Below are 21,373 nucleotides of genomic sequence, written 5' to 3' on the forward strand. Positions count from 1 at the left end.
TCCTGGCCTAATTCAAAGGAGTAAAGCGCGTGACAAAGTGAGCCCCGGCGGCATTCCCTTCCAGGTAAATGCCCTGGCGGAAATACGGCTTGACTGAACTTGGCACCGAGCCGACAAATACCCGTTGCAATGCGGGGCCAGACACGCTGAAACGAAAGCTTTTATTGCCGCAAACCAAAGTGGCCGACCAGCTGGCAGGCGCGGCGTAAACGGTGGTGTTCTTCCAGTAGCTGAAGGCGCTGCCCTCGGGTAAGTCGCCCGACCCAGCCTTGGCGCCATCTGGCGTCACCTGGCACAGGGTGTTGTAGATCAGCCCTAGCCGGGCCGGTGCTGATGATGACCGGGTGATATCAACGGTATCGACAAAGTCATTTCCGCTGACGGCCATTTGCCGTTGCACGGCGGCATCTTTGCGATAGGTCGGATGCGCGGCCGTAGCGGTATTGCCGTCTGCAGACAACGCAATGAAACGCCCTTCTGACGGATACGGCATTTGCCCGTCACCATCAATCAACGGCACGTTATGCGCCGGGGCCAGCCGGAAATAGCGGGCATGCAATGGCGAGCCGTAACCCACGGTGCCAGGTGACTGCAGAATCCAGGTATCGCCATGCTGCAGTTGCAGATTCAGCGCTTCCTGGTGAGCATGCGATGGCGCCTTCTGGCCGTAAACCATCAAGGCGTGCCAGTCGCGATTAACCACTTGCACCGCATCCAGTCCGGGGAAATGGCGAGACACCACCGCAGGCACAGCCTGGGGCTTGGTCGAGGCGGCGGGCGGATCAAGCAATGTGTCCCAACTGCGGGCGGTGGCAACGTCGCTCAGCGCCACCCAGGTGGGCAACACACGATACGACTGTGCCCACAACGGACGGTTGGGTGATGGCCGGTTTGGCGGCGTATCGTTAATTGCTGGCGAAACACCCGGCTGGAAGGTCAGCTGCGCCGGCGCAATCATCAGGTTTTGCGCCCGCCATAACACGTCTTTCAGGCTATCGAGCTGGTTGCGTACCGACGCGGCCGTCAACACGGAAACCAGCGCCTGCACCACGTATTCCTGATACGACAACGAGCCCTCGAACCAGAAATCGTCGCTGGACATGCCGCCATCGAGCAGGCCGCGCAAACCCAGTGGGCCATCACGACCGCTGCTGATCCATTCCTGATTGTTGAACTCCAAGCCAGCGGCGGTAATCGCGCCCGCCTCCCACACCGAGATATTGTGTACTTTGCGCCGCGACTGCATCTGATTGGCGACCATCGGCGCAATCAGATTGGTTTGCCAGTCGGCAATGCGCGCGTTATCCACACTGCCGCGCAACAAGCGGATCACCTCCACCAGCAGGAACATCTGGTTGGATTCGTCCAGCGCCTGAGAAAACATGCGCGACTGACCGTTCCAGGTTTGCAGCGGAAACTTCATGTAATTGCGGGCGTAGAAATCCATTTGCGCGACAACCCAGTCGCGATAGCGCACGTCGCCCTGCAGTTTGAATTGCCGCGCGGCCTCCAGCATCTGTCCCTGGTTGTACAAGCGCTCCAGCGCCACCCAGGCGGCGATCTGTTTTTGATTGCTGCCGGTGGCTGCCGGCATGGGCGTGGATGGCGTCCAGGTCAGCCAGGCGCCGGTGGATGGATCGACATAGTCGTGCACCCAGCCCACGGGCAGATCTGCGTTGTCATGCGACAGCTTCATCCAGGCATTAAGACCATAGCGCCGCTGGGTAACCCAGTCGCGCCAGGCCGGATCATTTTTGGCCAGATTACGCGCGCGGTCCCAATCGTCGGTGGCCTGCCTGGCCGGAGCATAAGTCCCGGTGCCCGCCTTGACGTCACCCATGCGTTCGCGCACGTCTTTGTCTGCGTCCGCGGCATGGACAATGCCTGCCTCAAGCAGCGCCAGCAAAACGCATCCACTGGCTATCATGCCCAGTCGCAAATGCTTAGCCATGTTTCAGACTCCTGATTGCGACCAGTAAACCCATCAAGCGCTGACGGGCAAACAAACCCAGCGTTCCCAGATACAACACAGCACCGACGCCGCCCTTGAACACCAGTGCGAGTAACGGTGGCCAGCTCGCGCAAGGCTCAGCCAGCAGATAAATGCCGCCCCACAACACCACCACTGCAGCGAGGAAAGGCAGTATCCGGCCCAGCCATTCGCGCAGCGAAATCGCCAACGCTTGCCGCACCAGCCAGTAACTCAGCGGCATCAGCGCGACCTGGGCCAGGGCACAACCAATGACGATGGCCAGCAAGGAATAGCTGTGCGCAATCCAGATGCTGATCAGGGTGGCCACGGCTTTGAGTGAGGACAGCAACAAGGAGTGCGACGGTTTGCCGCAGGCATTCAGAATGGTGCTGTCGTAGTACTGCACCGCCTGAGCCGCGCCCAAAAAGGCCAGCGGCACCAGAATGTGTTCGCTGCCCGCCCAACGCGCGCCGAATGCCACGTGGCATAGCTCTGGTGCCAGCGCGGCAACCAATATCCACACCGGCACGGCGACAAACACCGTCATGGTCACCGCCTGGTAGTACACCTCGCGCATGCGAACACGATCTCCGGCCATGCGCGAGAAAGCCGGCATGGCTACATCCAGCAAAACCGAACCGAGCAGCTGGGCAAAGATGTAATACAGTTTGGAGCCAACCGAATACATCCCCAGACTGACCACGCCGAGCCAGAATCCAACGGCCAGGTCGATCAGCCGATAGTTGCTGAACTCGATGACGCGCACGCCCAGAATATTGATGCCGAAGCGACTCATCTGGCCCAGTCCGGAAAAATCGAGTTCCCGGCTTGGGTACCAGCGCGAACGCCACCACAGCATGGCCAGATTAACCACCGCTGCGACCAGCAATTGCGCAACCAATGCCCACACGCCAAAACCCAGCCAGGCCAGTGCTACGCCAGCCACCCCGCCCGCCAGCGTGGACACCAGCCCGCGCATGGCCAGGCGCTTGAACTGAAATTCGCGCCGGAACAGCGCCAGTTGGCAAAACCCCAAGGCGTTGATCAACAAAGACAAACTGCCAATGCGCAAGATATTGGAGAGCCCATGAATCTTCATGCCCTGCTCGACCAGCGGCGCGCACAGCCAGATGCCGCCGACAACCAGCAGCGACACCAGAAAATTAAGCAGGAAAACCGTATTGAGCTGGCCTTGCGATACCGTGGGGCGCTGCAAGATGGCATCGCCCAAGCCCTGATCTACAAAGAGTTCGAGAAAGGCGAACACGGCGAAAGCAGCGGCAAAGGCGCCAATCGATGCCGGATCGAGCAAGCGCACCAGCTGAAAATAAATAACAAACCCGACCAGGCGGCCACCCCAGTTGCGCACCGCCGACCAGATCAGGCTGGAGCGCACTTTGCTGGCAACGTTATCGTCGGCCAGGATCGCGCCATCATCGACCCGGATATTCATCGGAACCGACCTGGCACGTCGCCATCAGCGGACACGGCAATGCGAGCCAGCACCAGTAACGGTGCGCGTGACTTCACCTGGCAGTAAAACAAAGTGGCATCAACAAGTGGCTGTATGAGTGTCATGTTCGATTTTCCGGTAATGAGTGGGCGCAAGTCGCGGCTCAGGCAATGATGCGAGAGAGCGGATTGAGCACAGCAAAACGGCCAATGACCTGTTTAAGCAAAATCGGCAGGAACAAACCCGCGACGAAGGTCACGAGCAGTAATAGAAATACCCAGTTGCCGGTATAAGGCAGGGCTTTGAGGTAGATGCCTTTGGCCAGGCCAATAAAAATGGTGTTGAACAAATAGATCACCATTGAATTGCGGCCGAGGAAGTACAGCAATTGGTCGTTGGCAAACAGCGGCTGGCGCACCAACGCGTGCAAGGCAAACAGCGACAAACCACCCACAATGAACATCGTCGCGGGGCCGTCATTGAAGGTGGCCGCGCACACCAGAAACAATGCCAGTGCAGGCCAGGCCAGACGATCCAGCCACGGCAGCCAGCGCTCGCGATGGATCGCCATGGCGCCACCAGCGAGGAAGAACACAAAGAACCGGGCGACACGATCCAGATAAAAATCGTCTGTTACCGGTAAAAAATGCAGCAACACGGCCAGCGCCAGCAGCAACAGAATGCGTCCGCCAGCCATGCGCCACAGCAGAGGCGTCAGCATGGAATACACAAACAGCACCAGCACATACCAGACCGACAAGGCCGGGCTTTGCTCGGTTTCAAAGAACAAGTGGTAATACCCGGCCCAATAGCCGTCAGGCCGGTCCTGCACGTAGAGGTAGAACCCGGCCAGATATTTGCCGCTGATGATCAGCACCGCAAACACCACAAATGGCAGCAACAAGCGGGTGGCACGTTTGCTCGCGTATTGCAGCAAGTTGCTGCCCCACGTTTGCTGGGAGCCCACCAGGAAAAACACAAAGCCGCTCAGATACATGAAAAACGGCATGTGAAAGTAATAGATGGTGTGTTTCAGCCATTCGTACCAGGCGGGTTCAGACAGCGTGTCGTATTTGAGCAGATGGCCAAAGACCACCAGCGCAATCGCCAGACCTTTACCGCGTTCGATATCAGGCCAACGGGTACTGGCAACCTGGCGCGGTTCTGCCGCCGCTGCTGCAGCACCGGTGTTGGCAAAGATGGCCGAGGCAGAAGAATCCTGGGTCATTGGCTGCTCACCTCAGGTTCTCGCTCGGATAGTGCCTGCATGCCAATACGCATGGAACGAGCGAGATCTCGCGGCGCGAAATCGCCCGCCAGCACCATGTACAAGCCCACCAGCAATTTGCGGAATGCCTGCAACGCCACCGCCGGGTCGCCCGAGGAGCGCGCAATGGCATACAAACTGCCCGCAAAATAACGTGCGCGCAGGGTGCGGTTTTTGTCGCGATGGCCAACCAATGGGGCATCCAGCCACAGCACCTGGCCGCGAGACAAAGCGCGTGCCCGCAATGCAAAATCCAGATCCTCTCCGCCATTGAGGCGAGCGCCCACGCCAAGCCGCTCGTCGAAGTAGCGCACTTGTTGCACCACCGCCGCCCGCACAAACAAGGTGTTGGATGAAGCGTTGACCACAAACTCGCGTGCGCCTGGCCGCCGCGCCAACGCCAGACCACCTGCGCATTGCGCAATGGTGACCGGGCTGGAGGCGTAGCGGCAAATCACCACACCGAGTTGCGCCTGTTGCGCAAACAAGGTCGAAATGGCCTGCAAGGTGCCCGCTGGATACCACGCATCGTCGTCGGGAAAACATACGATGCTGGCCTGTTCCAGCACACCGTCGCGGTGCACCTGATGCAGCATGAGGTTGCGGGCAGCCGACAAAGACACTTGATGATCCAGCCGCATGACAACCGTGTAGTCCGGCACCACCGGGTCGGCCTGATCGGGCTGGCAGCGCTGCAGCAACAGGTAGTGGCGCACGCTCAGGCCGTAGTCGCTCACGCTCTGTTGAATGCTGGCCAGCAGACGCTCAAGTTCATCCTTGCGCCCACCCTGGTAATCGCAAGTGGTTAACAAAATGATGTCGGCAAAAGACCGGGTAGCTACGGGAACGGATAACGGTTTCATAGCCGACCTCCAGTCAACACCGCCAGCGTGCGCGGTAGCACAATGCGTAAGGCGCTCCAGACCAGCAGGCACACGCCAATGACCAGCAACGGGATTACAAAATACAAAACCAGAGCGCCGGTCGCGTCGGGCCGGACCACGTAGTAAATCAGTTTGCGCATGCCCATCATCAGCGGTTCATGCGCGGCAAACACAAAGAAGCTGGCGGAAGCGGCCCATAACAACCCGCGATGCAACGTAGGGCGCGATGGCACCATGCCCGCCAGCCAGTACACTGAGATCAAGCCGCTCAAGATCATGATCTGGTGCGGCGCAGCGCCAAATCCCCATTCGTAGACGGCATTCAAGGTCGACAGCGCGGCCAGCAATAGCGTCAAGACGGCGGCCCATGGGCCTACTCGATCTAGTGCGCTCAAGTCCAGACGATGAAACGCGATATAGGCGCCCGCCATGAAAAACAGGGGCGGCTCATCAAATGGCGGAATACCAGGTAACACCTGCAAAAACCATGCCGCCAGCATCAAAACCATCACCACATGACTAGCTGCACGCAGCAACCAGTAGGCGGGCAAGGCCAGCAGCACCAGCGCCATCAAGTCACGGATAAACCAGAACTGATAGGCGGCGGGATAACGGCGCCAGCCAACAAATTGATCAAGCCAGTCCAGTGCACCAAACTGGGACACCGGCACGTTCTGGCCCGAAACAAATGAACTGGCGGCGGGCAGGCTTTGCAATGCGGCATAGAGCCCGATCACCAGCAGGTTCCACAGCAGATAGGGAATAAGCAGCGTGGGCACGCGTTTTTTCAGCCGCGAGCCATACTCAGCCAGCGTGCCGTGGAAGTTCCAGAAAAACAGATAGCCCGAGATCAGGAAAAACCCCGGCACCGCCACGCGGCACAGCTCTTGCGAAAAGAACTCGCGCACCATCCATGACTCGGGCGAGGAATACATATTGCCGATGCGGAACGAAGACATCCCCACCGTCGTGACGAAGCTGTGGATGTACACCACGGCGACGATCAGTGGAAACCGCAGCAAGGCAAAGCGCTGCGAGATTGCGGCTGGCATCGCCAGATCATGGCCGGACCGTAGATTGGCGGCGGCGCGCGCGGCCGCCCCCATCACCTGGCTATCAGAAGCACTCATAGGCACCTCTTCAGCACTGTCTGCACAAACGAAACCTGGCACGGTTTATTTAGTGCTTGCATGTTCAAGCATCTCCCGACATTGGCACTCAAATCTGGATGCCCCATTTACCGCGCCAGCCGTGGCGTTTTCGCTCTACGGGCAGGCTTTGGGGTCATGACACAGCTGTTTTTATTAGCTACTCAACCTTGCAAGCGCTGAGCAGCGCGAACGTCTCTTGTCCCACTTAAAGCCCGCGGGCCTGCGCCACCCCGCATGGCACGAGGCATGACTTTAGGTAATTTTTGAGCGGGCTCGGCCAGAGCCGCGCCACTGAATGCAGCGAGCACAACCATGAAGCAGCTCGTTGCCGTGAAGGTGTTGTCGGAATAAGAGTCCAGAAAGAACATGCCCACCGAAACGACAAACGCCAGGCGGTTGCCATTACGGGCGTCAAATGCCATGCGGGCGATCAAGCCGAGGAACACCAGCAGGAACAGCGAGGCGCCGATATAGCCGAGTTCAACGGCGAAACGCAGGAATTCGTTGTGGGCCGCGACAGTGCCGGTAAAGCGCGAGACATTTTCGGGAATCAGCAAACCGTGGTGACCAAAACCGACGCCGGTCCACGGATATCTTTCCAGCGAGGCTTGCAGCGAGTTCCAGATCAGTTCACGTCCGCTGGTGCCGCCGTCTTCCATGCGTGTCACAAGTTGCTGGCCAAACAACGCCACAAAACCAGCCAGCAGCGAAGCCCCGTAAACCAGAATCGCCACACGCCACACGCCGGAACGCAGTCCGGTAAACAGAATGGCCGAAACCGCCACCAGCGCCGCCACCGAGGGCATACGCGTGGCGGTCAGAAAAGTGATGGCCAGATCCGCGGCGGTCAGCAAAATAAACCGGCGATCCACCGTCGTGGTCAAAAAGGCCGAAGCAACGCTTCCGGCAAAGGCCGCAGCCGCCAGGAAGGCCGGAATCGTGTTGCCCTGCAGCCGCGTTACCCCGACGTAATCGTGCGTAAGCACGCGCGAGATACCGCCCAGATCGTAAAGCCCGCCCAGCACCACCATGCCCACCGGTACCAGCGCCAGCGTATGTAAAATCAACAGGCGCTCACGTGGTGTAGGCCATGCGCAAAAGAACGCCAGCACTGCGAACAGCGAGATTGCCGCCGATATAAACCGAAACCAGCCGAAGTCGGGGAACGGAGTAATCACCCCAAAAACCCAAGCCACGGCAAACATGCCACCGACCAGGGCCAGATTGCGCCCATCCACCGGCTTGCTTCGCAAATAAGCCAGCGAAGTCAGCAAAAACAAAGCTTTTTCCAGCGAGTTCAGGTTACCGAGCTGGAACAGCACACCGACATTGACGGTCATGAACCCGTTGGCCAGCAGCCACAAATTGCGAAAGCGTTTCCAGTCCCGCTCGGACTTGGGGCGCGCCTGTTCCTCGCGAAATGCCAGCGACGGCTGGGGCCGGGTCAGCTTGCTGACGGTCATGATGCCTGCCCCAGCAGCATGCGTACGCCATCTGCGGTCAGAGACTGATCCAGCTTGCCGATAAACGAGTCCTGCATGGCATAGGCCCGGTCTACATCGGGGTCGATACTGGAGACGCGCACCAGCGCGCCATCGGGCACTTGCCCCCCCAGACCGTATTTGATCTGCAGCCACTTGCGCATCGGGGTTTCGTTGGCGACGCGATCACCCACCGTGATCCAGTAGCTGATTGGCTCGTTACGTTGCCCGGCCTGGGCAAAGACCCGCTTGATCGGCAACTCACCACGCGATTCCAGCACGGTGGCATTGCTGCGCCCAGACAATGCAAACCCCTGCGCGGCGTAGCAGATTTCCGGGTTATGCACGCGCAGCGAGTCGGTTTGCTGACGCCCGTAGGCAATCGACAGCATCAGCATGTAACCCTGCGGATTCACATAAATGCGGGTCAGCGTTTGTGAGTAAAAACGTTCCAGCGCGGCCTGGACATCCGGCGAAATCACCGTGGCTTTGTCGTCCTTGACCATTTGCCACTCACCGATCCGGGCCGGAAACATGGTTTCCAGGTTCACGTTCTGGCGACTGTCGGCCATCAGGTGGCGTGGCGTGAGTGTCCACGCCAGCACCGGCCCGCTGACGATCAGCGCGGCAATCAACAAGGGCCGCCAGTGCGGTAGAGTCAAAGGACGAATCATCGTGCGACGCTCCGGGGATGTTGCAAACGTCCACCCAGGCGATTAAGCAATTCGCCCAGCCCACCCACCAGCACCAGCGCCACCACAAACACCGACAAACCGGCTGCGGTATGCATGAAACCCTGTCCGGCCGCATCGCCCCAGTAATAGGTCAGCAGCACCAGCGCCATCACCCGCACCACGTTCGCAACAAAGGCAATGGGCAGCAGCGACAACACAATAATGGCGCGTTGCCACCAGTGCGCTGGCTGCGTCAGATACACAAACAGAAAACCCAGCGCCGACAGGCTGAACATGGAATTGAGACCGGAACACGCATCCGCCACCATCAACTGGTACTGACCGATATTCAGAATCACGCCATTGCGGGCGATCGGGTAGTTCATCGAATACAGCAAGGATTCCGCGACGTGCGAGACCGACTCTTTCAGACCACTGGTAATGGCATCAACCAGCGGACTCGGCAGCGGCATGAGATAAACCATGAAGAACAGCGGGAACGCCATGATCTTGACGCCAGGCCAGCCTTTTTCCAGCAGCAGATAACCGGCAATTAGCGGGACAAACGCGCCGACTTCCAGAAAATAGATCCCTTGCGAGCGCCCCAAGGCATAGGCAAAGACGAACACGGCCAGGCACGCCCAGCCCGCGCGATTGGCTTGCGCTGGCAGCGCGGCCAGCTCGCCACGTTTGCGCCAGAACAACCACACCAGCAGCATCAAAATGATCGGGCCATGCTCCTGGTCCGGATTGACCCAGAGCACTGTCGCCAATGTGTACAACGTGGGAATCATGGCCGCCAGCGCCGCCAGCGCGATCAAACGACGACCAGCCAGAAAACCAGGCAAAACAATCTGAGGAGTAACCGGGATGCGATCCATATGTGGGTGGCCTTAGTTGAGCATCACCACACCGAGCACGGTTGCCCCGGTCACCAGCAGTTCATCACGCAACTGCAACATCGCCTTGACCGACGATTTATGCCGCCGCGCCACCAGCACAGCCGCGCCGGCCCGCGCTGCCAGCAACTGCACGTCAGCGCCTTCGCGTAATGGCGGGCTATCGATAATGATCACGTCGTTGCGCGGACGGGCTTCGAGCAACAAGCTGCGAAATGACTGACGGCAGAGCAACTCTTGCGGATTAGGCGGTACGGTGCCAGCCGTCAGCACCGACAGATCGCCCAGTTGCCCCAGACTCTGCACACATTCCGGGCCGGAACGTCCGGCCAGAATGTCGGCCAGACCATGACCGGTGCCCAGCCGGAACAACTTTTGCAAGTGCGGGGTACGCAAGTTGGCGTCAATCAGCAATGTGCGTTCGCCCAACTGGGCAAACACCACGGCCAGATTGGCAGCCACCCAGCTGGAGGCCGAATCGTCATCCACGCTGGCAACCACAAAGCAGCGCTCTGCCACGGCGTCTTCCCGCAGCACCAGCTGACTGCGCAGGTTGCGCAACTGCTCGACCTCTTTGGAGAACGGTTTGTACGCCGCCACCAATGAGGTGTCGTAGGCACCGTCACGAGCATCCAGCCACGAGTAGTCAAACTGGCGGGCCACGGCGCGGCGGATATCTTCATCCGTCACGTGCCCGAGTTTGATGGCAGCCTCACCGAAGCGCATGCCGGTTTCCTGCTGCACTTCGCTGATCTGGTCAATCTGAGCCTGGCTGATCTTGCCATCGCTCAACAATATCTGACCAATACGCGCGGATTGATCGGCGGACTCGGCAATGACGATTTCGTTTTTCATGATCCGGCTCCCGAATTGAGCGTCAACTTCGATTGCAGCAAGGCCATCTTCCCGTGTTTGGGACTGATCGTGGCCAGCACCGGCAGATTCAGTAGCAGTTCAACATCGATCACAGAACGCAGGCGGCGGTTAGACAGTTCAACCAGCACGGCAATCACGGTTCCGAACAGCAAGCCCAGGATGAGACCCAATGGAATCAATACGTGTGCTTTCGGGAACGATTGGCCGAGCGGCTCAGGTGCTGACTTCAGCACGCCAGGATTGCCACGCGTTACGCGAGATTCCATGGAGGTTTCAGTTTGCCGGCGCAACGCAGCGTCAAAGGCGTTCTGATCGCTTAGCACTTCCTGTTCCAGAATCTGCGACTGGGCGCGCAGCGTCTTAAGTTGCAAGACCTTGTCCCGCTGCATTTCCAGTTCGTGTTTCTGATCGGCAAAACGTGAACCGGCATTGCTGGCGGTACTGGACAAACCGGAGCTGTAGGTCGCCATAGCCTGATTCAGTTGCGAGCGAGCTTCCTGCAATTCGGCTTGGGCCTGTTGGTAGGCCGGGTTGTTGCTGCCCTCTTTGGCGGCCAGTTCCTTGAACTTGGACTCCAGTTGGGCCACTTGCGCTTTGAGGTTCTGGACCAGCGGGTTATTCAGTACATCCGGCTGATTGGCACCGCCACGAGCACGGGAGTGTGCTTCCATCGATTGCGCCTGCGCCACCACCATCTGGGTAGACAGGTCATTCAAGCGCAGCGTTTCCACATCCAGGCGCTCGTCAGTCGCGATGATCCCGTTCTTTTGCTGGAAATCCGCCAGTTTTTGCTGGGCAGCAGCCAGGTTGGCCTGCAAGGATTTCAACTGCGTCTGAAAGAACGCATTGTTCTGTTGCTGCCCGGTTGAGCGGATATCCGTCACCATGCTGACGTAGGCACTGGCAAAGGCATTGGCCAGTGTCGACGAGAACTTCGGATCACCCGAGGTGTATTTGATGGTGATGATGTTGCTGTCACGCGCCACTTTGGCGTCGATATCCTGCAACAACTTGTCGGCCAGCCAGTCGTCCAGCGCCCCACGACCTTGCGTGGCGGCCACGAAGGCATCTTGCACATCCTTGTTCTCGTTCAGCTTGAGTGCATGGATGACCTTGATCGCCGTGTTATGGCTTTCAATGATTTTGGCCTGTGTGGACAAGTAGCCCGGCACGTTGGTGGAGGCGTCAGGCAAGCCGCTGATCGGGTCAACCGAGCCCACGTCAATGGTAAGGATGGCCTCGGCCGCATAGCGTGGCGGATAGAACATGACTACCGCCACCATGAGCAGCACCATGACCGTAGTCACCGCGAGCACAAGCCGTTTTCTGGCTTTAAGTATCTGGAAAAGTTGACCGGTGGTCATCGTAGGCTCCTTGATACAGGCAATCAGAAGATGCTTTCAGGCACGAAAACAACATCGTTTTCCTGCAAGACATCGCCAGGCTTGGCATCGATTTTGGTTACAGTTCCGTCCGCTTTGGTGCGGGTCACCACCAAGCTGGAATGCGAGGCGCGCAAGGTATAGCCGCCAGCCAGCGACAAGGCCTGCATCACCGACATGTTTTGTTCCAGCCGGAATCCACCCGCCCGATTCACGTCGCCGTAGACATAAACCATTGCCATGCGCGGTACGTAAACGACGTCGCCATTGCGCATATGAATCTGTTGCTGGGTCATGGCGTCGGCATTGGCCAGCAATTTGGGCAACAGGATTTCGGTGCGCTGGTTATCGCGCACCAGATACACTTTGTCGCCACCCGCTGCGGATACCCCGCCCGCCAGTGCCAGCAGATCAATGACGTTTACTGCTGAATCCAGCGGAAAGCGCCCTGGGTGATTGACTTCACCGATCACCGAAACCATCTGGCTGCGATATTGCGTTACCAGAATATTCACATTTGGTTTTTTGATGAAATCACCATCAACCAGTTTTTTGGCAATCGCAGCTTCTGCTTCAGAAAATGTTTTACCTTTAACTGAAACCATCCCGATCATTGGATATGTAATGGTGCCTTCCTGGCTCACCTGAATTTCTTTTTCCAGTTCCGGGTGGTCATATACCGAAATCTTCAGAATATCGCCTGTACCCAACCGATATTCCCCAGAAGGGTCGGCAGCGAATACCGACATCGCTACAAAAAACAGTAATCCGGCGCAAAGTCTGATTATTTTCATCATTTAAGCCTCATTCCAGATTTGACATGATCGTCACCTTCAGCGGCGTCTACTTTTTCTGCTATTGCCACAGCAGCAGGCGCTGAAGCAAATTGCTGTACGTATTCCACTTTTGCCGTCTTCTTCAACAACTCCATTTTGTCTTTTGCCAGCGAATCAGAGCGTTGTTTCTGGATATAAGCCTGAATCGACGGGGTTGCATCTTTCAGGGCAACTGGCGAAGGGTCAACCGAGTCGACATGCAACAACATGGCCTGGTCACCATGCACCATTGCCGCCGTATCACCGGGCTTAATCGCTGCCAGCTTGTCCAGCAATTGCAAAGGCACCTGTTCCGCCGGGGCGCGTTGGGTTGATTCCTTGAAGGTCACTCCAGCTGTTTGCAACGCTGTGCGTACTTCCGGCACGCTATGCGCCTTGTCCAGCGCCTGGTTCAGCGTATCGTTCAGCGCAGCAGCCGGGATCAAGAAAGTCGAGAAGCCATATACGGCGTGCTTTTCAAAGAGGTTCGGATGTTCAGAGTAAAACTTCTGGACGTCGGCTGACGTGATATCTGGCAGCTTGCCCACCTCGGTCGCCACCACGGCTTGCGCCAGGATCTGCCGCCGCGAGAACTCGATACTGCTGAGCACGCGTGGATCACGATCGAGTTTGAGTTCGATGGCTTTTTGTACCAGCACATCCTGCATCACCAGGTTATCCAGCATGGCCTGCTTGGTTTTGTCATCTGCCACTTTTTGCGATGCGAGCAGATAGTTAAGCTGATTGACGGTGATTTCATCGCCATTCACTCTGGCCAATACCTGGCTTGGTGTTGCATTTGCCTTGGTTTCGTTTTTGCATCCAGCCAAAAGCATTAACGCCGCCATGGTCATAGCAATACTGACACCGATTCGCTGCTCCATTTTTCCCTCACCTCTATTGAATGCCATTTCAATAGGCATTCTTATCGCGGATAACCATCAAGACCGTAGCCAGGATGATCTTTATATCCAGCCAAAGAGACCAGTTACGCAGATAATCCAGATCGTATTCGATCCGTTTCTGCATTTTGTCCAGAGTTTCTGTTTCACCTCGATAACCATTCACTTGCGCCCAACCGGTAATTCCCGGTTTGACCTTGTAGCGCATCATGTAGCCCTTGATCAGCTTGCGATACATTTCGTTATGCGCATTGGCATGTGGACGTGGACCAACAATGCTCATTTTTCCTTCAAGCACATTAATGAATTGCGGTAATTCGTCCAGCGAGGTACGACGTAAAAACGAACCAATAGGAGTAAGTCGTGGATCATTGCGGGTAGCTTGAGTAATCACTCCCGCATTTTCGTTATGCACTTTCATCGAGCGGAACTTGTACACCTGAATTTTTTCGCCATCTGCGCCATAACGTTGCTGGGTAAACAGCACCGGACCAGGCGAGGTAAGCTTCACCGCAACGGCCACCGCCAGCATGACCGGCCAGATCAACAGCAAAATCAAAATAGCCAGCACCACATCAGAAATGCGCTTCACCAGACCACGCAAACCGAGGAACGGGCTTTCGCACACCGCCACCACTGGCATGCCGGCGGCAAGTTCAAAGCGCGCCTGAATCAGATCGAACACCGAAAAATCCAGCACAAAAAAGATCGACACCGTGCTGTCGTGCATTTCATCAAGCATCTGCATCACACGCGGTTGCTTGGTCATGGGCAAAGAGATGTACAACTCATGCACATCGTTGTCCCGCACAAAGTCGGGCAAGCGCTCCAGCCCGCCCAGCAGTTCTTCTTCTTTCACGCCATCGAGCCGATCCAGCCCGCGATCGTCAAAGAAGCCCAGGAACTTCATGTTCTGCAGCGCACTGGCTTGAATGCGCCGAGCCAGCGCCCGGCCCATTTTGTTGGCACCAATCACCACCACCTGGCGGGCATCAGTCGATTTGGCGCGGCCTTCGGTAAACAGGAAACCCACCCGGATCAGCCAGTGGGTAGCCACCAGGCACACCGGTGCCAACAACATCCACGCCAGCACAAAATTCTGGTCGTAGTACACCGCCCAATGGGTCGCCCAGCCGATCATGACCACCAGCGCGCAAATCAGCACCCAACCTGTAGCGAAGCGCGCCAGCCCCAATAGCGGCCGGGTATAACCTGGCACAAACAGGAAAGTACCCTCCAGGATTAACGCGGACAGCAAAAACGCTATGACCGCCAGCACCACAACGTAGCCATCCAGTGCCAGATCAAATGCCCGGGCCAGCGCCAGCAACGTTGCGACCACCATGACGGGGTCGATCAGCAGCTTGAACAAGCTGGCGATCGGTGCCGCCTTGGAAAATTCGTCAAAGCGGTCGTTCAGCATTCCAACTGCAGGTACTTCTGTCTCGCGACTGGACAAGTGAACAACCGTCCCGCCAACAGGGCTGGCAGAGGCAATCTGTTCGGTGTTTTGCTTGCGAGTGATGAGTCTTTCCATGGCGGCACCTCCATCTCAACACGTTTCAACCGGCATTCATTACTTACTCAACAAAAAAGTAATGTCAGCAAATGCTGATAGACCTTGAATACTTCTGTGATTGGCGGTTGTCTGCCAATCACCTGCGCATCCATCGCTACGGCCAGTAAAACCGTCTCCATGCAAGCGGGGAGCCTTCTTGCATGCCGCATAAAGATTGAAAACTTGCGGCAATTTACAACGCCATGGCTTCACTTCACCGATTTGTGCGTCGCAACAAAAAAGTTCCAGAAAGCTTTTTACATCCAAAAAAACAAAATGACAAGTGATTTGCTTTCAATGGAAGTTAGTTTATTTCTTACAACCTTAAATGACACTTAAGCAATTTAAAAAAGTACCCTTATGGTTGCGCCAAGCTGCCAGTCGTCGTAAGTACGTAGCTCAACGGTAGAATCGCGCTGTTGGTAAGAGGCATAGATCGAGGTTTGAATGGAAGTCTTGGGTGTCCAGGTCGCCCCGACTTTGGCGAACTTCACGTTGTCGTTGTAGGCAGCGACATTCAACGCAGCTGGATAGTCGTATTTGTCGTAGGCCAGGGTGGCGTTAGTGGAGATTTTTTCGGTTATGGCCCACGAGCCATACAGTTGATAGTGCGAGCGAATGGACTGGCCAAAAGTACTGCCCGGGGAGTTCAGCGCATGCAGATAGCTCAATGCCAAAGAGGTCTTGTCGGTCGGACGCCAGTTGACGGCAGCATTGGCCTGCCAGTCGGATTCGTCGGTCTGGTCAGTCTGCAGTTTTACCAAGCCATATCCCCCAGAGATACTCAACTTGGCATCGATCGGGTAGTACGCAGAAATCTGGGTAATGCGCTGGGTGTAATCACTGTTGATCACAACACCGTTAAAGGTGCCCTGGTCGTAAGTAACCCTCTGATATTGCTCTCCCAGTGACAGCGTTCCGCCCAGATCCGTCTGGTATTGCACCTTCAAACCGTAATTCTCGTTGCGCAAATCCAGCGAGTTTTCGCGGCTGTGATCAACCTTTGCGTCACTGGCGTTGCCAATCAGCGAAAAGCTGCTGTTGATGTGATAGCCCAGCTGACCGGAGGCTGTGGTAGTACGGGTGAAGTCTTCCTCGTTCAGTATCACGTCACCGAAATCTGACAGGGCTTTCTGGTCTTGCAACGTGGCAGACCCAAACCAGCTGTGACCTATATCACCAGTCCAGCCCAGACTGGCATCCCAACCTACGTAATTGAGATTGCTGAAGGTGATGTAACGGGGTGCATAGACATCCGCATCCGCCGAGAACACCTGGCGCGATACGGTGGCATCGACATGCCCACCTACTTTGGGCGTCACAATGGAGTCGCTGCGCGTGTCTTTGCCCAGCGCTTGCTGAGTATTCTGGTCATCACTCAGCCGGAACACGTTGCTATCGTAGACATAGCCCAGCTCAGCGTAACTGGTCACAGAGTCGCTGGGATCGTACGCCGCCATACTCATTGCGGACACCAGCAACGTGCCCGCTGGCAGCAGCCTCGACTTATTCATGTTTTTAATCTCCTTGGAGCAGGTATCGGGAGTTACCGCGTCGCCCATCGCTCTGCACACGGCTTATAAAACAGGGGCGATAACAGTGCAGCTTTCTTTATACTTTTTTACCGCAGTCTTTCAAATAACTATTATTTATTTCATGAAAGTGCAGCGTTTACAAAAGAACCAACTGGCCCAGGCAAGCCAGAACTGGTGCGTTACGCGAATATCATGAAAGAAAATATTTCATTTTCAACAGCTTATGGATACACAATTCGGAAACCGCCATCAGTCACCAGCGCCATTGCAGCTGACAGGATGACCACGCAATTGAGCTAACAGCCATTGCACCTGACTGGATATTTATGCGAGCTAGTTCACAGTCGCAGCAATGTGTCAGCGACGCGCGCAGTGAGGGATAAATGAGAACGCAGGCCAGTGGCGCGAGAGATAACCGTCAGTGCGGTTGCACCTGCTGTAGCAGTGCATGCATTTTGGCCACGGCCGCTTCATGAGAAAAATGGCGGGTATATGCCTGAGTGGCATCGCGCAGGGCTTTGGGCTCAGCGGGGGTTTGCATCATGGCAACGATGGTCTGGGCGAAAGCCTCTACGCCGTCGGCCACTGTGTAGGGCAGGCTGCCCTCTTCGGGAAAGCCTGCGGCACCGTTGGCGGTCGTGATGCAGCCCAGCCCCAGGCAGAAATATTCAACCATCTTGATTTTGATGCCGCTGCCCATCAACACCGGATTGACCGCAAAGCTGCAGCGGTCGGCAATCTCATCCAGTTGCTCCACCCGCCCGTGCAAGGTCACATTGTTCAGACCAGGCGGGACCTCGGCACAAACGCCACCCACGATCTCGATACTGGCATCGGGAATGTGCGTCTGCACCAGCGGCCAGACATGCGAGAGAAACCAGCGAATGCCATCGACATTGTGATACGCCCGAGAGCCCAGATAGAAGATCTTGTGCGGGTCGCGGCGGGCATCGCTTTTGGCCGAAATGCACGCGCCTGCATCCCCCACCACCGGCAAAATCGTACACACGCGCGATGACGGCGCCAGTTCGGCCAGTTCGCTGTGATCGCGGTCATTAATCGCAATAATCGCGTCAAACGATTGCAGCTTCTGCCCTTCCAGCTTGGCATCAACGGCGGGCTTGGGGGTAAAGCCATTGGCCCGAAATGATGCACTGCGTTGATAAAACACGTCGTGTGCCACTAGCGCCCTGGTGCCCGCGACGACAGACTGCAACGCCGCCGAACGGAAGATGGTATCGATGAACACCGCATCGATGCGCCCCTGAGGCAGCTTGCCGGCAATGGCGCGAGTCTCGGCATCGGACAAAAAGCGGCCAATCCACGCCACCTTGCTGCCATTTGCACCAGCTTTACGCGGCCCCGCTTTGAGCACTGTTTTGATAAAGCGCGCAGCGGCACCCAGCGAGGTTGGAACAAGCCACGGCCCGACGCGGCGAGCATGCAGAAACTGCAAGGTGCAATCGATTTGTGCCGGGCTGGCGCGCCCGCCAACATTCAGACCGGTCACCACAATATGCAAGTGGTAACCCAGTGCGGCAAGCGCCCGCAAGATGGTGAGATTGTAGCTGCCCGGCCCGTTCTCGCCCGGACGAGGCAGTTCTTCGCAAATCATGACGGCAAGGCGTGGCGGTGTCTGCACTGTGTCTTGTTCTGGCCGGTTGGGCATGGTCTTGTCGTTTCCCCGTTACAAACTTGATTCAATTGCAGTCAATCCAGCCCAAGCAATCTTGCAGTGGGCACAGGCTCCGGTCGGCAAATGTTCTGTTCATTTGCCAACCTGTTGACCCGGCTTGGGCACAAATGCGGACCGGAATAAACCCCAATACTGCATCGCAGCATTTATCTTTCAATGGCTGCAGATTAGCAGAAAGAGTCAGTCAGTCTAGCGCAAACTTGAATGAAATTTTTCTAAGGAGAGAATAACAACGCAGACAAATCACGATGCTCAAGCCATATCTGCGGGTTCAGGAAACGGTAAATCCTGCCGCGCAAAAATCCGGATCGTGCGAGGTGAATTTATGGGCTTTGGGATAGGGGAAAATGAAAAAACCCCTGCAAAGCATGCGCTTGCAGGGGTTTTTGGGCGCTGCCAGGCAGCACACAGATGTTTGGTGGGCCCCCCGAGAGTCGAACTCGGCACCAACGGATTATGCTTACCAGCTACGGCTTTCGCCGCCCCTTTCGGGTTTGTGGTCTGGACTGTCTCTTGTCTTTACGACCTGCCCGTACAGTCTCTACACGTTCCTGTTCATACAACCAGCGTTGAACAAACAGGCTTCGCTCGGGATTACCACGGCCTGCAACCCAACCGCAGCCAGAGGCTTCCCCGAATTTGAGCAGTTCTACCAAGGGGCAGAGTCAACTTACCCCAAGGCAACCCATACAATGATTTTCCGTACTCTTGCGAGCCGCAGGAAGATCATCCTTTAAGTCCGCTGCTCTAACCAGGCATGAGCTAGAGGCCCTACTTACTCAAGCTACCTGCCGGGGCGGTCCTGTTCTGGCACAAGGCCAAAGCAGAACAAGCACCGGCAAGAGGCGTGATATTAAGGCTCGTTGCTCACACTTTCAAGAAAACTCTTCAACCGTTCTGACCGGGTCGGGTGACGCAGCTTGCGCAGCGCCTTGGCTTCGATCTGACGAATCCGCTCACGCGTCACGTCAAACTGTTTGCCTACCTCTTCCAGCGTATGGTCGGTGCTCATATCGATACCAAAACGCATGCGCAGCACTTTGGCTTCACGTGGTGTGAGGGTATCGAGCACTTCACGGGTCGCTTCACGCAGGCCAGCGTAAACCGCTGCTTCTGCCGGAGCTACCGTGACCGAGTCTTCAATAAAGTCGCCCAGATGCGAATCGTCATCGTCACCGATCGGTGTTTCCATCGAAATCGGTTCTTTGGCGATCTTCAAGATCTTGCGGATCTTGTCTTCCGGCATTTCCATCCGGCCAGCCAGTTCTTCCGGAGTCGGCTCAAGACCGGTTTCCTGCAGAATCTGGCGCTGGATACGGTTCATTTTGTTGATCGTTTCGATCATGTGAACCGGAATCCGGATGGTGCGTGCCTGGTCAGCGATCGAGCGCGTAATGGCCTGACGGATCCACCACGTTGCGTAGGTCGAGAACTTGTAACCGCGACGGTATTCGAACTTGTCCACGGCCTTCATCAGGCCGATATTGCCTTCCTGGATCAGGTCGAGGAACTGCAAGCCACGGTTGGTGTACTTCTTGGCAATGGAGATCACCAGACGCAGGTTGGCCTCAATCATTTCGCGCTTGGCGCGACGTGCCTTGGCTTCACCCGTCGACATTTGACGGTTGATTTCCTTGAGCTCCTTGATCGGGAGCATTGCCTTTTCTTGCAACTCTTTCAGGCGACCTTGCTTTTCCATGATCGCGTGTTGATAGCGCTCAAGGATGTCGGCGTAGTTCTGACCAGAAGACAGCTCTTCAATGACCCATTCCAGATCGGTTTCGCGACCCGGGAAGGTTTTGATGAAGTGTTCACGCGGCATGCGCACTTTCTGGGTACACAGGTCCATGATTTCGCGCTCGTAACCGCGAATTTCATCAACCATGGTACGCAGGTGATCACACAGCGCTTCAACCTGGCGAGCGGAGAAGCGGATGTTCTGGAATTCGTCAGCGATGGTTTGCTGCGACTCGCGATAACCCTTGCTTTGCACGCCGTCTTTTTGCAGCGATGCCACCATGCGGGCATAAGCAGCACGCACGATCTCGAAGCGCTCGCGCGCCTGGGTTTTCAGGAGTTCCAGATTGGCACTGGAGATGGCGGCAGCGTCGGCTTCTTCATCGCCTTCTTCTGCTTCTTCGTCATCGCTCAGCTCATCTTCTTCAGTCACTTCAACCGGCGGCGGAGCAACTTCTTCTACCGCGTTCGGATCAATGAAACCGTCGATGATGTCATCGATACGAATCTCGTCGTTCAAGCCCTTGTCCACCAACTCCAGAATCTGGGTGATGGTGGTCGGACAAGCCGAGATCGCCTGGATCATGTGCTTGAGGCCGTCTTCGATCCGCTTGGCGATTTCAATTTCGCCTTCGCGGGTCAGCAGCTCAACCGTGCCCATTTCGCGCATGTACATACGCACCGGATCGGTGGTACGGCCAAACTCGGAATCCACAGAGGAAAGTGCTGCTTCGGCCTCTTCAACCGCATCATCATCTGCAACTGCCGGTGTGGCATCGGACATCAGCAGGTCTTCGGCGTCGGGCGCCTCATCGTAGACCTGGATACCCATGTTGCTGATCATGCTGATCACGCCTTCGATCTGCTCGGCATCGAGCATGTCTTCAGGCAAGTGGTCGTTTATTTCAGCGTACGTAAGATAACCGCGCTCTTTACCGAGCACGATCAGTGACTTGAACTTTGCCTTCCGGGCTTCTGGATCAAGTGGTTCATCGTCGCCCTCCCGGTTCCCTTCGCGGAAATCGGTGCGTTCGATGTCTTCTTTGTCGAATTCGTGTTCTGCCGCCATGACTCGTGAGACTCAGAAAGAT

At 56.5% G+C, this 21,373-nt stretch carries 17 protein-coding genes; all 17 read right to left on the minus strand.

The genetic code is table 11. From position 1 onward, the window contains the following. Positions 1–7: 7 nt before the first annotated feature. The 17 genes from P4L78_RS06365 to rpoD all read right to left on the minus strand — a co-directional run bounded on the left by P4L78_RS06365 (position 8) and on the right by rpoD (position 21,351). Positions 8–1,951, minus strand: a complete 1,944-nt coding sequence (locus P4L78_RS06365) for a heparinase II/III family protein (RefSeq protein WP_309327325.1) — start codon at positions 1,949–1,951, stop codon at positions 8–10. Next, positions 1,944–3,425, minus strand: a complete 1,482-nt coding sequence (locus P4L78_RS06370; RefSeq protein WP_309327326.1) for a lipopolysaccharide biosynthesis protein — start codon at positions 3,423–3,425, stop codon at positions 1,944–1,946. Before P4L78_RS06370 ends, P4L78_RS06365 begins: the two co-directional genes overlap by 8 nt. Continuing rightward, positions 3,422–3,550, minus strand: a complete 129-nt coding sequence (locus P4L78_RS06375) for a hypothetical protein (RefSeq protein WP_283150417.1) — start codon at positions 3,548–3,550, stop codon at positions 3,422–3,424. The genes P4L78_RS06370 and P4L78_RS06375 overlap by 4 nt, the downstream gene beginning before the upstream one ends. 38 nt (positions 3,551–3,588) lie before the next feature. Continuing rightward, the gene (locus P4L78_RS06380; protein WP_283150418.1) at positions 3,589–4,653 is read right to left on the minus strand and encodes an acyltransferase family protein; all 1,065 of its coding nucleotides are present in this window, start codon (positions 4,651–4,653) and stop codon (positions 3,589–3,591) included. Next, a complete protein-coding gene (locus P4L78_RS06385; protein WP_283150419.1) occupies positions 4,650–5,555 on the minus strand; it encodes a glycosyltransferase family 2 protein in 906 nt (301 codons plus the stop codon). The genes P4L78_RS06380 and P4L78_RS06385 overlap by 4 nt, the downstream gene beginning before the upstream one ends. Continuing rightward, positions 5,552–6,706: an acyltransferase gene (locus P4L78_RS06390; protein ID WP_309327327.1), complete on the minus strand. Its 1,155-nt coding sequence runs from the start codon at positions 6,704–6,706 to the stop codon at positions 5,552–5,554. Before P4L78_RS06390 ends, P4L78_RS06385 begins: the two co-directional genes overlap by 4 nt. 182 nt (positions 6,707–6,888) lie before the next feature. Beyond that, on the minus strand, positions 6,889–8,190 hold the full coding sequence (locus tag P4L78_RS06395; RefSeq protein ID WP_309327328.1) for an O-antigen ligase family protein: 1,302 nt from the start codon (positions 8,188–8,190) through the stop codon (positions 6,889–6,891). After that, positions 8,187–8,882, minus strand: a complete 696-nt coding sequence (gene epsI / locus P4L78_RS06400) for an exosortase-associated protein EpsI, B-type (protein ID WP_283150422.1) — start codon at positions 8,880–8,882, stop codon at positions 8,187–8,189. Before epsI ends, P4L78_RS06395 begins: the two co-directional genes overlap by 4 nt. Further along, positions 8,879–9,763, minus strand: coding sequence for an exosortase B (gene xrtB, locus P4L78_RS06405; RefSeq protein WP_283150423.1), 885 nt, complete (start codon positions 9,761–9,763; stop codon positions 8,879–8,881). The genes epsI and xrtB overlap by 4 nt, the downstream gene beginning before the upstream one ends. Positions 9,764–9,775: 12 nt before the next feature. Next, complete coding sequence (locus P4L78_RS06410) at positions 9,776–10,636, minus strand: polysaccharide biosynthesis tyrosine autokinase (protein WP_283150424.1); 861 nt, start codon at positions 10,634–10,636, stop codon at positions 9,776–9,778. After that, a complete protein-coding gene (locus P4L78_RS06415; protein WP_309327329.1) occupies positions 10,633–12,021 on the minus strand; it encodes a Wzz/FepE/Etk N-terminal domain-containing protein in 1,389 nt (462 codons plus the stop codon). The genes P4L78_RS06410 and P4L78_RS06415 overlap by 4 nt, the downstream gene beginning before the upstream one ends. Before the next feature lie 23 nt (positions 12,022–12,044). Further along, on the minus strand, positions 12,045–12,836 hold the full coding sequence (locus P4L78_RS06420; RefSeq protein ID WP_283150426.1) for a polysaccharide biosynthesis/export family protein: 792 nt from the start codon (positions 12,834–12,836) through the stop codon (positions 12,045–12,047). Continuing rightward, positions 12,833–13,690 carry an EpsD family peptidyl-prolyl cis-trans isomerase gene (locus tag P4L78_RS06425; protein ID WP_309327330.1) on the minus strand — a complete coding sequence of 286 codons (858 nt, stop codon included), beginning with the start codon at positions 13,688–13,690 and terminating at the stop codon, positions 12,833–12,835. Before P4L78_RS06425 ends, P4L78_RS06420 begins: the two co-directional genes overlap by 4 nt. Positions 13,691–13,766: 76 nt before the next feature. Then, on the minus strand, positions 13,767–15,293 hold the full coding sequence (locus P4L78_RS06430) for an undecaprenyl-phosphate glucose phosphotransferase (protein ID WP_309327331.1): 1,527 nt from the start codon (positions 15,291–15,293) through the stop codon (positions 13,767–13,769). Between the two features lie 365 nt (positions 15,294–15,658). Beyond that, positions 15,659–16,828, minus strand: coding sequence for an outer membrane beta-barrel protein (locus P4L78_RS06435; RefSeq protein ID WP_309327332.1), 1,170 nt, complete (start codon positions 16,826–16,828; stop codon positions 15,659–15,661). A 439-nt stretch (positions 16,829–17,267) separates the two neighbouring features. After that, complete coding sequence (locus P4L78_RS06440) at positions 17,268–18,518, minus strand: glycosyltransferase family 4 protein (protein WP_309327333.1); 1,251 nt, start codon at positions 18,516–18,518, stop codon at positions 17,268–17,270. A gap of 880 nt (positions 18,519–19,398) precedes the next feature. After that, complete coding sequence (rpoD, locus tag P4L78_RS06445) at positions 19,399–21,351, minus strand: RNA polymerase sigma factor RpoD (protein ID WP_309327334.1); 1,953 nt, start codon at positions 21,349–21,351, stop codon at positions 19,399–19,401. Between the last annotated feature and the right edge of the window lie 22 nt (positions 21,352–21,373).

The organism is Silvimonas sp. (assembly GCF_031291215.1).
Taxonomy (GTDB): domain Bacteria; phylum Pseudomonadota; class Gammaproteobacteria; order Burkholderiales; family Chitinibacteraceae; genus Silvimonas; species Silvimonas soli.